The sequence below is a fragment of the Halomonas sp. M1 genome (genome assembly GCF_029581375.1).
GTDB lineage: Bacteria > Pseudomonadota > Gammaproteobacteria > Pseudomonadales > Halomonadaceae > Vreelandella.
This window is the reverse complement of record NZ_CP121119.1, coordinates 1,364,404-1,377,421: the sequence shown is the minus strand read 5'-3', so window position 1 is coordinate 1,377,421 and position 13,018 is coordinate 1,364,404. Positions and strand designations below refer to the sequence as shown.

Below are 13,018 nucleotides of genomic sequence, written 5' to 3'. Positions count from 1 at the left end.
ATTATGTGGCGCCATTTTTTTTAATAGAAATTAATAAATAACCATAAAAAAGGCCTTGGCAATGCCAAGGCCTTTTAGAGTCTAACTAGTTGTTAGTCGTTATCGCGCTCATACTCTTCTGCTTCTTCAAGAGCATCTTGTGAAGCATTTACACGGATGACATATTCTTCATCATCATGATCTTTAGTAAGTTCAAGCGAATCCCATTCGATGGCGATGTCTTTTTCGCCCATACCGAGGAAGCCGCCAACACCCACAACGACTGCTTGAATTTGTCCATCTTCATTGATAATCAGGTCAGAGATGGTGCCGATATCTTCGTCATCTTCCACGGAGCTTTTAACATCATTACCCATCAGCGAATCAGCGTGGAAGGTGCCTTCAGGCTGGCTGGTAAGGTAAGTGGCTTCCATCGTCGTGGTTGCCGTCTCTGTGTGCTCGTTGGCATTTACAGCTGTTGCTGCAAACATAAATGCCGGTACCATCAGAGTGCCTAGAAAAGCGGGTTTGATCATTTTCATTGCTCTTGCTCCTTGCGCTTGCAATAAGACATAACGAAAAGACGTCAATGTCTAAACAAATTAATAACGGTGCTAGTAAGTAGGTATTAGTATTTCTCCTAAAATACCCATTGCGCAGTTTCTACTTACGCAAACTAGATCGCTATTACTCCTAATAGCCAAGTAGGCTAGTTCGTTAAATCAACGGGTGTAAACTACGGGGGGTAGCGTACCCTGCCCAGCGCTTCACTGCGCTGAGACACTTATCAAGGTAGACGCTGTACTCACTTTTGCAAAGATAAAATCAATATTTTTTATTATTGCTAATAAGCCCGCATGATTTATAAGCATTTTTGAATTCCCACTGTTAGTAATACTCACGTTAACAAGGAGTAGAGAAACAGAAGAATGAATATAGAAGTGGCGCAGGACTTAGGTGCGTGGCTCACGAGTGCATGAGGTGATGGATCGCGGTGATAGACAGTAATGGTAGGACAGTAGTGATAGATAGGAGTGATGAATAGCCGTGATGAGTCGCCATGGGGCATGGCTGCGACAGTGTGCCGAATTGACCTAGCTCAAGGCAATGGGCATATTCATAGCCAAATGGCCCAGTTGGCAATGCCCAAGGCCTATAAAAAAGGAGAACCCATGACGACGATGGCGCGCTATCAGCCCTTGCAGTGCATTAAGCAGTTAACGATTACTAGCCTTGCGCTGGGTGCTTGGCTGTTAGCAAGCACCGCTGGTGCTAATGAGAAGGAGTCACCGAAGGGCCATTTTGCTTTGCCTGAAGAGGGCAATATGGTCGGAGAGGTGTACACGGTGACGGCTGGCAGTGAGGATACCCTGCTGGATATTGCTCGGTTGCATAATGTGGGCTACGAAGAAATTCGCATGGCCAATCCGGATGTAAGCATCTGGGTGCCCGGTGAAGGTACTGAAGTCACGATACCTGGCCAGTTTATCCTGCCGGATGAGCCGCGTACCGGTATTGTGATTAACGTAGCCGAGCTGCGACTGTACTATTACCCAGAGGTAAGTAATGGCGAGACACCGCGGGTGGAGACCTATCCTATTGGGATCGGTCGCGATGCATACAATACGCCGTTAGGAATCACTAAAACCACCATGCGCCTTGAAAACCCGGCCTGGTATCCACCGGCCTCAATTCGACGTGAGGCCGCCGAGCGGGGCGATCCGCCGCCAGCGGTTGTGCCGCCAGGCCCAGATAACCCACTTGGCCAATACGCCATTTTGTTAGATATCCCTGGTTACCTCATCCATGGCACTAACCAGCCAGATGGTATTGGCATGCGTGCCAGCCGTGGCTGTATCCGTATGCACTCAGAAGACATTGAGTCGGTGTTCTGGCGTGTGCCCGTGGGCACAGAGGTTAATATCATCGATGCACCCGTTAAGGTGGGCTGGGGCGCTGCTGGGGAAGCTTACGTGCAGGCGTTTACCGCCACCGATGAGCAAGCGTTTGGTATGGAAACGTTGCTCAACGTTGTCAGCTTAATTGAAGAGCATAAAGGTGATGGTGCGCACGTTATCAACTACGAACAGGTGCGAGAGATATTAGAAAATGCCAATGGCCAGATCGTACCGCTAAGTTAAGTTATTCGTCAGCTGTGAGTGCTGGAACGAGTTCCAGCGCCACCGCCTGACGCACTAGTTCTGCCAAGTTAGCGGCACCCATTGCTTTCATGGCGCGAAGCCGATACACCTCAACGGTTTTGCCGCTAATCTGCATGTGTTCAGCAATTTCTTTGCTGGTCATTCCTTCTGCTACATGGGCAACGATACGCTGCTCTTTGGGGCGCAGTGACTGATAGCGTGCCTGTAATAAACGCTGCTGCTGAAAAACACGACGCTGCGCATAAGCGCTGCCCAGAGCCTGCTGCACAACATCAATCAGCTGCTGATGGTTAAAGGGCTTTTCGATAAAGTCAAAAGCACCATTCTTCAGTGCAGCGACTGCCATGGGTACATCGCCGTGCCCTGTCATCATAATCACCGGCAGGGCGGCGTGATGGTCTACCAGTTGCTGCTGAACCTGAAGACCGCTCATTCCTGGCATCCGTACATCCAGCAGCACAGCGCCGAATTCGCAGTACTCAGCGGCTAAAAACGCCTCGCCGTCGGCAAAGGCATACGTCGCTAACCCCACGGATTCTAATAGCCATACCAGGGAGTCCCGCAGTGCTTGGTCATCATCAACCACGGCGATAACCGTAGAGGGTGAGGTAAGCGGTGGGGGGGTGGATGTGGCCGATTTAGTATCGTGGCGGTGCATGGTTGTTTCCTTAAGCAAACGTAAGTTAAGGTGCAGCTAACGCCTAGCGTTCATTATGAGCTGGGGTCTCGGCGCGTAAGGTAACATCAAAGCATGCGCCGCCAAGCGGTTCTGCCGAACGCAAGGCAAGTGCGCCCCCCATACTCTCCATTAATGATCGGCTAATGGCCAACCCCATGCCTAGCCCCTCATCGCGAGTGGTGAAAAAAGCATCGAAGATCGCGTGGCGATGTTCAGGTGCGATGCCTGACCCTTGATCTTCCACGCTAAGCGTAACCTGACGACTGCCGCTCATATAAGCACGAATAACCACGTGCTCAGCACTATGCTGTTCGCGGCTAGCCGTCAGCGCATTGAGTAGTAAGTTAACGATGACTTGCTCCAGGGCAATGGGGTCAGCGTAAATGCGCGGTAGCTCAGGGGGGAGGCATGGGGACAGCTTTATCGCCCCCTGCTGGTATTGCCAATCACATAGCTGGCAGGCAGCTATTACCACATCCTCAAGGACGATGGGGCGAACGCGATGGCTGCGCTTACGCACAAAACTGCGCATGTGACGAAGCCGCTGTGCGAGACGCTGCACCTGCTCATCAATACGCGACAACGGGAGCAGTAATTCTTTAGCAGGCAGTTCAGGGGTTTGCTGGCACTTAAAAAGCGCTCCGCTAGTGTAATTAGCAATGGCGCCAAGGGGCTGGTTTATTTCGTGGGCAATGTTGGAGGCCAGCTCTCCAGCCGCTGCTAAACGGTTAGCGTGAGCAATTTGCTCCTGATGGCGCCGGGCTTGGGCTTCGGCGGCCTTGCGAACGCTAATGTCGCGGTTGATAAGCGCAAAGTGCCCGGGCTCTGCTCCTCGGCTACGGTGGGCAAGCACCACGCTTAATACGGGAACAGAGTTGCTTGCACCCCGCATTTCTAGTTCGCCGCTCCAAGAGCCGTAGCGTTCCACTGCGGGGAAAACGACCTCTTTAAGTAACGCAAGAGAGTCCGCCTGATAAAGCTGCTGGAGTGCGACCTGCATAGCGTCTTTAGGTAGCGTAAAACAGCGGCGGGCGGCTTCATTGGCACCAAAGATGTGCTGGTTGGGGCCTAAAAACAGCACGTAGTCGGTGGTGGATTCTACCACCTGGGCTAAGCGTTCCCGCGTGGCCTCAGCATGAATTCGTCGTCCAACATCCCGTGATACACATAAAATATCGATCAATTCACCCGTAACGCTATCGCGGCGGGTGCGGCTGGTGGTTTCAAACCAGACGTAGTGGCCCGCCTTGGCGCGAAACCGGTACGTCTGCTGATAAAAACCGTCGTGGTAGTACACCTGGGGAGATTTGCTAAGCAGGTCGTCTAAATCGGCAGGGTGGAAAAGTTGGTATGCAGAAACGCCGATAAGCTCGTCGGGCTCATAACCTAATAAATCCCGCGCCGCTTGGGAAGCGTATAGGAACGTGCCATCACGGGCATGGCGAGAGATCAGGTCGGTGGTACTCTCTGCTAGCCACTGGTAGTGGCACTTCTCCTCTTCCAACGCCGCATTGCGTGCTTCTAGTGCTGCAATTTTACTGTGCAGCGCGGCCTCGTCTTTATTAGTCTGGTGCATCATTTAATGTGCCGGGTCAAGCACGCCACCCAGCGAGGCGTTACGCCTGAACCAGCCCGCGATGCTGGCACGGGGTTGCTGGGTGGGCAGCACTTCATGGGGTATAGATTCGGATAAAAAGCAGGCGAAGGTACCCGCCTCAGGTACCACACGCGCCACCTCTTGAGTGGGATCGTCAGGGTGGTAAATGACCATTTCGCCGCCGCCATCGCTGGGCCAGTCAGGGTTTAAGTAGCCGACGGTAGAAATGACACGGTTAGCGCGTCCCTTAAAACTATCCAAATGGCGCTGATAAAATGCGCCAGGCGGATAGTGGGCAAAGTGCGCTTCATACTCAAATAAGCCGAGAAACAGCGCCTGATTGAGCGACTGCTGCAGCTCTCCCATGGCGTTAAGGTAGAGGCGCTGAGCTTCACTTTCACGATCTAGCCAATGAATGGCATCGCCCCGGACATCCTTACGAAGGTGGTGGTGCTGGCCACGACCAATGCCTGCTTCATTAAGCGCGTCGTGCTCGGCCATGTGCAGCAGCTCGCGATACAAGGCTTGGCAAAGCGCTGAGTCAATGACCTTAGTACCGACGTACCAGCCTTGTTCGACCAGTGCTTCGACTAAGGCATTGTGTGCCGCAGGTGCAAAAACGGGCGGGGTTTGCAGGTCAGATGCGATCATTTTGGGTTTCTCATGCCAGGGTGGCGGGCTGACGTGTGCGGGCGGCTTCTTCTTTCAGGAAAGTGTCGTAACGCGCCGACGGGGCGCTGGTGGAGATTAATGGACATACCAAATCCCTCGGCCAATAGCTCCACCAGCATCATTGCTGAAAGCCCCCAAATCACATGACCATCAACATGGTAGCTGGGCACATAGTGGGTAATGCCATCTACCGTAATGACGTCGGTATGGGTACGCTTATCATCTAGAAAGTGGCTTAGCGGTACTTCAAAAATAGCGTCTAACTCGGACGGGTCAGCCACCAAGGGCAAGTCCGGTGGAATAATGCCCACCCAGGGCGTCACGCGAATGCCGTGGAGCGAAATAACGTCTGATAGGCGCCCCAGGGGTTGCACCAGCCCTGGCGCTAACGCAATCTCTTCCATGGCCTCCCGTAGGGCAGTGGCGTAAAGGTCGGTATCGCCCGCTTCGCGTTTGCCACCCGGAAATGCCACTTGGCCGCTGTGGGTGTTTAGGTGGCTTGCCCGGCGGGTAAAGAGTAGCGTTGGGGCTGGACGCTCAACAATAGGCAGTAATACAGCCGCCTCTGGTAGCGTAACGTGGTCTAACCGTTGAGGCGTATGCTGTTGCAGCTGTTTGCGTAGAGTCTCTAACATAGGGGTTCCATTTACTTTGTTCCCTTTTACCCAGCCGCGGTGATCAACGTCAAGCATGTTGACGCCTATTCCCACAGCCCAGAGAAAACGCGATGAACTTTTGTAGTCAGTGTGGAGAAAAAGTCCGTTTTGCTGTTCCCGAAGGAGACGACCGCTCTCGTTACCTATGCGATGCTTGCGGCACCATCCACTACCAAAATCCGCGCATTGTGGCGGGTACGCTGCCCATTAGTGGCTCAAAAGTGCTGCTGTGTAAACGAGCGATAGCCCCGCGCAAAGGGTACTGGACATTACCGGCTGGCTACATGGAGAACGCTGAAACCACCCAGCAGGCCGCGATGAGGGAAACCTGGGAAGAAGCCTTCGCTGAGGTTGACCTAGGCGAGCTGTACACGCTCATCGACCTGCCGCATATCAATCAAGTGTATATGATTTTTCTCGCCGACTTGCTAGGGGGGTTCAGTGCAGGCCCGGAGAGCTTGGAAGTAGCGCTATTTGAAGAGCATGAAATCCCGTGGGACGCGCTGGCATTTCCCACCATAGAGCGTACATTGCAGCACTACTATGCAGATCGCAAAAGCGTGGCAGATCGTAAAAGCTTGGCTGACCATACAGCCGGTGTAGCCCGTCAACGCGCCGACTATCCGCTGCATAGTAGTACGATTATGCCTGAAGACCGCGAGCGCTATTTCGGCAGCGCCTAAGCGCTTTAAAAATCAGCAAGTTGCCAAACGTCATAGGCCACTTCTTCATAAGGATGAGCGAGCTTTAGTGCAGCAATGGCTGCTTTAATCAGCTCATCCTCGCACACCAGCTCGATTTTATACTCTTCCACGGTTTCAAGCGCCCCTACCTGCCCCATATGCGGGTTTGCGCCTTTCAGCGGGCGGAACTGCCCAGTGCCACGGGTTTGAAAGCAGCAGGCTTCATAATCGCCTATCCGGCCAGCGCCGGTTTCAAACACGGCTTCTTTCACATTTTCGGCATCTTCTACGGGAACAAAAAACGCAAGCTTGTACATACCCATACGCCTCTTAGTTGTTTGAATCAACGTGCCCACAAGCAGTATCAATGATAGGCGCTTAGCGGCCAAGGCGTGTGGTGGCAGCGCCATACGCGTTAGGAGGGTAAACGAAAACACCTCAGCTGATTAGCTGAGGTGTTCGTATAGCCCGCTTTATGCTTTACCAGGACTTATAGGGCAAGAACTTACCGTTAAGCGTTAGTAATACGCGATCCCCTTTGGGATCCTCGATTTTGTCGACTTCCATGGTGAAATCGATAGCGCTCATAATGCCGTCGCCAAATTTTTCCTGCACCACGTCTTTTAGGGTCTCCCCATAAACGCCGACCATTTCATACAGGCGATAGACGAACGGGTCCTGTGGGATCGCTTCATCCCAGGCTTTCGTGGGGAAGGCTACCAAGGCGTCGGTGACGTCGTTATCGACACCAAGCGTGTCGCAGAGCTTATGGGCAATATCCTGGTTGGCGCTATTCATGCCGTAGCAGGCGGAAGCCACCCAAACTGGCGACATACCTACCGCTTTACCAATATCGTCCCAGCTCATTTTTTTACGCGCTTTGGCGGCGAGCAGGGTGTGACGCATTTCGAGCTTATCCATGACGAATCTCCTTGGGTGTGAACTTCACTAACTTCTCTTCATGTTGAGGGGAGTTGCCCTCATCTTGTGCATCGTTACGGGCTGGATTTACGGGTGTTGGGTAGCGCAATCCTTTGGATTCATCTTCCTGAACGCGTAAATCGCCTGAGCGGTTGACCAGAAAGTCGACCAAGTAATTACGGATGGTGTAGAAGTTGGGGTGCTTGATGATTTCGGCGCGATTGCGTGGGCGTGGCAGGTCGATTTCCACTGCTTCTGCAATACGTGCTTCGGGGCCGTTGGTCATTAAGAAAATGCGGTCAGCGAGTAGAATCGCCTCATCCACATCGTGGGTGATCATGAACACAGTTTGCTGGTCTTTGGTCCAGATTTTGACCAGCTCATCCTGAATGACGCCGCGGGTAAGCGCGTCAAGTGCGCCAAACGGCTCATCAAGCAGCAGTAGCTTAGGCTTGGTGGCAAAGGCGCGGGCGATACTGACCCGCTGCCGCATGCCGCCGGAAAGCTGTGATGGCTTGCGATCCACTACATCTTTGAGCCCAACCAGCTCTAAGTACTTCATGCTGTGCTCGGTGACCTGGTGCTCACTCCAGTTTTTCCAGCGAGCACGAACGCCAAAGCGGACGTTTTCAAGGGTGGTTAGCCAGGGCAGCAGGCTGTAGTTTTGAAACACCACGCCACGCTCAAGGCCGGGGCCATTGATCTCGTTGCCTTCCATGACCATAGAGCCGTCAGAGAACTGATCCAGCCCTGCCAGGGCATTCATGATGGTTGATTTGCCACAGCCGGAGTGGCCGATGATGCAAACGAACTCGCCTTTTTGCAGCTGGAAGCTAACGTTCTCAAATACCGTTAGTGGCGGTGACGTTTTAGTGGCGCCAGGAAATCGCTTGGCGGCTTGTTGAACTTCGACAAACGCATGACTCATTAGTAACTCCTCACGATAGCGCTTTGTAATAGCTCTTTATGATGGCTCTGGGTGTGTGCCACGGCGTTTATTCTGCGTAGGTCACAAAGCGCGCCACATAGGCCAGGGACATATCAAGCAGCATGCCGACAATGCCGATCATCAAGATGGAGAAGATCACACTGGTGAGATCTAAGTTGTTCCACTCATTCCACACGTAGTAGCCAATACCCGTACCTCCCACCAGCATCTCGGCGGCTACAATCACCAGCCAAGCAATGCCGATAGAGATTCGCATACCGGTTAAAATGGTAGGCGCGGCGGCAGGCAGAATGACTTTGAAGGCGGTTTTCAGCGATGAAAGCTCATGGGTGCGGGCGACGTTGACCCAGTCGCTTCTTACCCCAGCAACGCCAAAGGCAGTATTCAGCAGCATTGGCCATATCGAGCAGATGAAGATGACAAAGATCGCCGACGCCTCCGCATCGCGAATGATAAACAGCGCCAGCGGCATCCAGGCCAATGGGGAGATAGGGCGCAACACCTGAATAAACGGGTTCAGCGCTTTATACATCAGCGGCGACATGCCAATCAGAAAGCCGATCGGGATCGCCACGGCGGCGGCCATTAAATAGCCAGCTAAGACGCGATACAGCGAGTAACCCAACTGAATGCCAATGCCTTTATCGTTGGGGCCCGCGTCGTAAAAGGGGTCAGATAGCTGCTCCCAAGCGCGCACCATAATCGCTGAAGGAGGCGGTACGCTGGCAGTCTCATCGGCCCCGCCTAACAGCATTTCATACTCACTAAGCTCAGCCCCGCCGCCCAAGATAGGCGCCCGGTTAAGGCCCTCCCATAGGCCCAATAGCAGCGCTAAAATAACCACCGCCAGCAGGCCAGCGCGTAAGTTGAGGCTTAATTTCCACTCGGTCGTTGTGCGATCCATGGTTAACTCCTGCCGATATCAAAGCTTTGCAGATAGGCGTCGGGCTGGGTGTAATCAAAGGTTTTACCCATGATCTCGTAGTTACGTGAGGTCTCCTCTGGGGCGTCATACCCCAGCTCGCGCATCACATCGCGGGCTTCGGTCGCCAGAAACACATCACGTGCAACCTGTTGATAATCCACGTGGCCCTCGATATATCCCCAGCGCTTCATTTGGGTCAGGATCCATACCGCCATGGAGTGCCAGGGGAAAGGGTCAAAGTCGATACGGTTAGGCACGTTTTGCACCTCACCTAAGCCATCTGCATAGCGCCCGGTTAGCACCTGCTCAATCACGGTGACTGGCTGGTTAAGGTAGTTAGTCGGGGCAATCGCCTCTGCGATCTCAGAACGATTGGCCGGGTCAGACGAGTACTGAGTGGCGTCGATAATTGAACGCAGCAAGGCTCCGTAGGTGTTGGGGTTTTCACGGGCGAAGGTAGCGCTGGTCGCAAAGGCACAGCAGGGATGGCCGTCCCAAATATCTTTGGTGAGGATGTGAATAAAGCCGATGCGCTCAAACACGGCGCGCTGGTTAAAGGGGTCGGGCGACAAGAAACCGTCAATATTGCCTGCGCGCAGGTTGGCGACCATTTCGGGTGGCGGAATGACGCGAATTTGAATGTCTTGATCAGGGTCTAAACCGTGCTCGGCCACGTAGTAGCGCAGCAGGAAGTTGTGCATCGAGTATTCAAACGGTACGCCAAAGGTGAAGCCTTTCCACTGTTGAGGGTCGCGTTTGTCTTGATGGTCGTTATGCAGAACGATGGCCTGGCCGTTGATATTTTCAATTGCAGGCGTAACAAAGGAGCGCTGAGAGGAACCAGCCCCCAGGCTCATGGCTAGCGGCATGGGCGACAGCATGTGCGCGGCATCAAAGCGGTCGTTGAGCGAGTTATCGCGAATGAGTGCCCAGCCAGCGGTTTTAATCACATTGACATTCAGACCGTAGCGCTCATAAAAGCCCATCGGATGGGCCATGATGATCGGCGTTGCACAGGTGATGGGGATAAAGCCGATATCCAGTTCGGTTTTTTCCAGTGGGCCTAAATCCTCTTTTGCGGCGGCTTTAATAGCATCCATGGGCAGCAAACTGGCCAGCGCCGCGGCCACCGTGCCACCACCCACCAATTTCATAAATTGGCGGCGATGCATATCGCTGTGACCAAACATGCCGCGTACCAGGGCGCTCTCAACCATCCGATCCATCATCGCGTCGCTATCGGTTGGCGCCGAAGAGGCGCCTGCCTGTGTCGGAGTGATAATGGACTTCGTTGTCGGCTGACAGTCGTGGCAATCACAGTGCCGTCCATGAATAAGTGATTGTCGGTGATCGAAGGGGTTGCCGAGACTGCTGTGGTCGTTATTGTCTTTCATGGACGTTCACCTCACAGGAGCAAAAAAACAAATGGCTGCGCCGTCTTGGTGCGAAAAAGAATAAAAGCGTGCGGCGCTACCCTTGTTGTTGCGATTTGTGTGCCAACTTTGGTGTTTGTTTCTTAACTATCTGTTTTTAAATAGTTAAGTTCTTTTTTAGGTAATCGCCTTTATGCGTATAAGAAGTAACGAAAAATCGTAAATAACGATATTTCGTTGTTTTATTGACGATAAATCGTAAGTGGCGTGGGAATTGTATGGCTTATTAAACTCATCACCCCTGAGCCATGAGGTACACGCTAATGTATGAACAAGAGCGCGCGCACGCTTCGGCCAGCGACCTAATGGGCAGGTTCTCGCCCCTGGCAATGATCGTTATAGACCCCTACGAAGACAGGCTGATATCCGCTAACCAAGCCGCCTGCGAATTGCTCTGTATTGATGAACCCCTGCCATTGGCTGCCCCGTTTAGCCATCGCTTAAGCGCGTCACTGCCGCTATGGGTCAGTTTTACCGATGAGGCGCTAGTACAAAAAACGGCATGGTCAGATGATTTGGTGATACTCGATATGCTGCGCCAGCCCTACCGGGTGGAGGTTTATGCCCTGCGCATTGAAGGCTCAGGGTTGCTGTTATTAACGCTGATTGATCGCAATAAAGCTGAGCAGCGGCGAGCAAAAGCAGAGCTAGGCCGCCAGCACCGCCAGGGAGAAGTAGGTTGGCAGCGTGTCGAGCAGGTATTTGAGCGCATTGAGAAGCAGAACCAACTGATTCTTAGCGCTGCGGGCGAAGGCATTTACGGATTGGATGCTGAGGGTAAAACTACCTTTGTTAACCCTGCCGCTGAGCGTATTTTGGGCTGGAGCACGGACGACATGGTGGGTCACGATGCCCATTTAATGTTTCACCACACCCATGGCGACGGCAGCCACTTTCCCGTGCAGCAGTGTCCCATTCATGCCTCCTTCAGCGACGGCCAGGTGCATCACGTCGATAACGAAGTGTTCTGGCATAAAAACGGCGAAGCGATCCCTGTTGAGTACACCAGTACGCCGATTTTTGAGATGGGCCGGTTAGTGGGTGCCGTCGTGTTGTTTCGTGATATCCGCGAGCGCAAGCGTGCCGAGCAGCAGTTGCGTGATGCGCTGGCGGAAGTGGAATCACTCAAGCAGCGCTTAGAGCTGGAGAACGAGTACCTTCAAGAAGAAATTAAAGCGGAGCTAAACCACCGCAATATTGTGGGTAATAGCCCAGCCGTGGCAAAGCTCATCAAGCAGATTGAGATGGTCGCGCCAACGACCGCTAACGTTCTCATTAGCGGCGAGTCGGGCACGGGCAAAGAGCTGATTGCCCGCGCGATTCATGCGGGCAGCACGCGCAGCTACAGGCCGCTTATCCGCGTGAACTGTGCAGCTATTCCTCGGGATCTTTTTGAGAGTGAGTTCTTCGGCCATGTAAAAGGTGCGTTTACCGGCGCGGTTCAAGACCGTAACGGGCGCTTTGAGCTGGCCCACGGCGGGACGCTATTTTTGGATGAAGTGGGTGAAATCCCCTTAGAGCTGCAGAGTAAGTTGCTAAGAGTGCTGCAGGATCAGCAGTTTGAGCGCGTGGGCGATAATCGCACGCGTGAAGTAGACGTGCGTGTGATTGCCGCCACTAACCGTGAACTGCGAGACATGATCGATGCAGGCCACTTCCGTGAAGATCTCTATTTCCGCCTGAATGTATTCCCGATCGATTCGGTGCCGCTACGCAAACGGATTGAAGACGTGCCCTTGCTAGCGCGGCATTTTTTACACCGCGCCTGCCTCAAGTTTAACAAGCCGGGCGTACGCATACCGCCAGCGCAGCTGGAGACGCTGCAGCGCTACTCTTGGCCAGGTAATATTCGTGAGCTTGAGAATGTGATCGAGCGACAAGTGATTGTTACACAGAATCGGCGCCTCTCTTTTGATGATCTGCTAGCAGAATCGCCTTTGCATAATACACCGCTGAATGTTGAGGAAGAGCGCAAGGTTTCGCAGGCGGAAATACTTTTGACGGAACAAGCGTTATGTCAACGTCAGATGGATAACACGCTGCGGGCACTCACTATCACTCGTGGAAAAATATCGGGCGGCGGCGGGGCCGCTGAATTGCTTGGCCTCAAGCCCACCACGCTCTCTTCTAGGTTGCAGAAATGGGGAGTCGACCTGAGGGAATTTCGTTAGCCGGAACCTAAAAGGGTGCCTGCTCAAGATGCTTTGGGCTAAGGTAGGGGAGTGCAGGCTTGACAAGTTGTTTGTCCACACAATTGGACGAAGTACAAGTCTGGCATACATACATGAATGTAACTATAATGCCACTCCTTCTGAATGGCATACGTGTTGCGCCATCCTACGCTGACACCTAGAGGCAACCC

General features: G+C 53.1%; 13 protein-coding genes. 3 read left to right on the top strand and 10 right to left on the bottom strand.

Annotation, left to right across the window (positions count from 1 at the left end; genetic code table 11):
- Nucleotides 1–92: 92 nt before the first annotated feature.
- Nucleotides 93–521, bottom strand: coding sequence for a PRC-barrel domain-containing protein (locus tag P8S54_RS06210; protein WP_281443670.1), 429 nt, complete (start codon nt 519–521; stop codon nt 93–95).
- 630 nt (nt 522–1,151) lie between these two features.
- Here P8S54_RS06210 and P8S54_RS06205 point away from each other — a divergent pair.
- Entirely contained in the window at nt 1,152–2,120 is a 969-nt protein-coding gene (locus tag P8S54_RS06205) for a L,D-transpeptidase family protein (protein ID WP_281444070.1), read from the top strand.
- A 1-nt stretch (nt 2,121) separates the two neighbouring features.
- Here the strand turns inward: P8S54_RS06205 and P8S54_RS06200 are convergent, their stop codons facing one another.
- Genes P8S54_RS06200 through P8S54_RS06185 form a run of 4 tightly spaced genes read right to left on the bottom strand, consistent with a single transcriptional unit; the run spans nt 2,122 to nt 5,724 of the window.
- The gene (locus tag P8S54_RS06200) at nt 2,122–2,799 is read right to left on the bottom strand and encodes a response regulator (protein WP_281443669.1); all 678 of its coding nucleotides are present in this window, start codon (nt 2,797–2,799) and stop codon (nt 2,122–2,124) included.
- 43 nt (nt 2,800–2,842) lie between these two features.
- Complete coding sequence (locus tag P8S54_RS06195) at nt 2,843–4,399, bottom strand: ATP-binding protein (RefSeq protein WP_281443668.1); 1,557 nt, start codon at nt 4,397–4,399, stop codon at nt 2,843–2,845.
- Entirely contained in the window at nt 4,400–5,068 is a 669-nt protein-coding gene (locus P8S54_RS06190) for a 2OG-Fe(II) oxygenase (protein ID WP_281443667.1), read from the bottom strand.
- Entirely contained in the window at nt 5,065–5,724 is a 660-nt protein-coding gene (locus P8S54_RS06185; protein ID WP_281444069.1) for a CoA pyrophosphatase, read from the bottom strand. Before P8S54_RS06185 ends, P8S54_RS06190 begins: the two co-directional genes overlap by 4 nt.
- 92 nt (nt 5,725–5,816) lie before the next feature.
- Between P8S54_RS06185 and P8S54_RS06180 the strand changes: the two genes are divergently transcribed.
- Entirely contained in the window at nt 5,817–6,428 is a 612-nt protein-coding gene (locus P8S54_RS06180) for an NUDIX hydrolase (RefSeq protein WP_281443666.1), read from the top strand.
- A gap of 5 nt (nt 6,429–6,433) precedes the next feature.
- On the opposite strand, the gene P8S54_RS06175 is transcribed toward P8S54_RS06180, so the two are convergent.
- The 5 genes from P8S54_RS06175 to P8S54_RS06155 form a co-directional block, all read right to left on the bottom strand.
- Entirely contained in the window at nt 6,434–6,745 is a 312-nt protein-coding gene (locus tag P8S54_RS06175; protein ID WP_281443665.1) for an NGG1p interacting factor NIF3, read from the bottom strand.
- 163 nt (nt 6,746–6,908) lie between these two features.
- Complete coding sequence (gene cynS / locus P8S54_RS06170) at nt 6,909–7,349, bottom strand: cyanase (RefSeq protein WP_281443664.1); 441 nt, start codon at nt 7,347–7,349, stop codon at nt 6,909–6,911.
- Nucleotides 7,342–8,277 (bottom strand): ABC transporter ATP-binding protein, encoded by a 936-nt coding sequence (locus tag P8S54_RS06165; protein WP_281443663.1) that lies wholly within the window; start codon nt 8,275–8,277, stop codon nt 7,342–7,344. Before P8S54_RS06165 ends, cynS begins: the two co-directional genes overlap by 8 nt.
- A gap of 67 nt (nt 8,278–8,344) precedes the next feature.
- The gene (gene ntrB / locus P8S54_RS06160; RefSeq protein WP_281443662.1) at nt 8,345–9,202 is read right to left on the bottom strand and encodes a nitrate ABC transporter permease; all 858 of its coding nucleotides are present in this window, start codon (nt 9,200–9,202) and stop codon (nt 8,345–8,347) included.
- A gap of 2 nt (nt 9,203–9,204) precedes the next feature.
- The gene (locus P8S54_RS06155) at nt 9,205–10,617 is read right to left on the bottom strand and encodes an ABC transporter substrate-binding protein (RefSeq protein WP_281443661.1); all 1,413 of its coding nucleotides are present in this window, start codon (nt 10,615–10,617) and stop codon (nt 9,205–9,207) included.
- Nucleotides 10,618–10,919: 302 nt separating this feature from the next.
- Between P8S54_RS06155 and P8S54_RS06150 the strand changes: the two genes are divergently transcribed.
- Nucleotides 10,920–12,827: a sigma 54-interacting transcriptional regulator gene (locus P8S54_RS06150; RefSeq protein ID WP_281443660.1), complete on the top strand. Its 1,908-nt coding sequence runs from the start codon at nt 10,920–10,922 to the stop codon at nt 12,825–12,827.
- Nucleotides 12,828–13,018: the final 191 nt, after the last annotated feature.

Coding starts and splice junctions, on each gene's coding strand:
- P8S54_RS06210 (WP_281443670.1), bottom strand. CDS start 521: ATGAAAATGATCAAACCCGCTTTTCTAGGCACTCTGATGGTACCGGCA.
- P8S54_RS06205 (WP_281444070.1), top strand. CDS start 1,152: ATGACGACGATGGCGCGCTATCAGCCCTTGCAGTGCATTAAGCAGTTA.
- P8S54_RS06200 (WP_281443669.1), bottom strand. CDS start 2,799: ATGCACCGCCACGATACTAAATCGGCCACATCCACCCCCCCACCGCTT.
- P8S54_RS06195 (WP_281443668.1), bottom strand. CDS start 4,399: ATGATGCACCAGACTAATAAAGACGAGGCCGCGCTGCACAGTAAAATT.
- P8S54_RS06190 (WP_281443667.1), bottom strand. CDS start 5,068: ATGATCGCATCTGACCTGCAAACCCCGCCCGTTTTTGCACCTGCGGCA.
- P8S54_RS06185 (WP_281444069.1), bottom strand. CDS start 5,724: ATGTTAGAGACTCTACGCAAACAGCTGCAACAGCATACGCCTCAACGG.
- P8S54_RS06180 (WP_281443666.1), top strand. CDS start 5,817: ATGAACTTTTGTAGTCAGTGTGGAGAAAAAGTCCGTTTTGCTGTTCCC.
- P8S54_RS06175 (WP_281443665.1), bottom strand. CDS start 6,745: ATGTACAAGCTTGCGTTTTTTGTTCCCGTAGAAGATGCCGAAAATGTG.
- cynS (WP_281443664.1), bottom strand. CDS start 7,349: ATGGATAAGCTCGAAATGCGTCACACCCTGCTCGCCGCCAAAGCGCGT.
- P8S54_RS06165 (WP_281443663.1), bottom strand. CDS start 8,277: ATGAGTCATGCGTTTGTCGAAGTTCAACAAGCCGCCAAGCGATTTCCT.
- ntrB (WP_281443662.1), bottom strand. CDS start 9,202: ATGGATCGCACAACGACCGAGTGGAAATTAAGCCTCAACTTACGCGCT.
- P8S54_RS06155 (WP_281443661.1), bottom strand. CDS start 10,617: ATGAAAGACAATAACGACCACAGCAGTCTCGGCAACCCCTTCGATCAC.
- P8S54_RS06150 (WP_281443660.1), top strand. CDS start 10,920: ATGTATGAACAAGAGCGCGCGCACGCTTCGGCCAGCGACCTAATGGGC.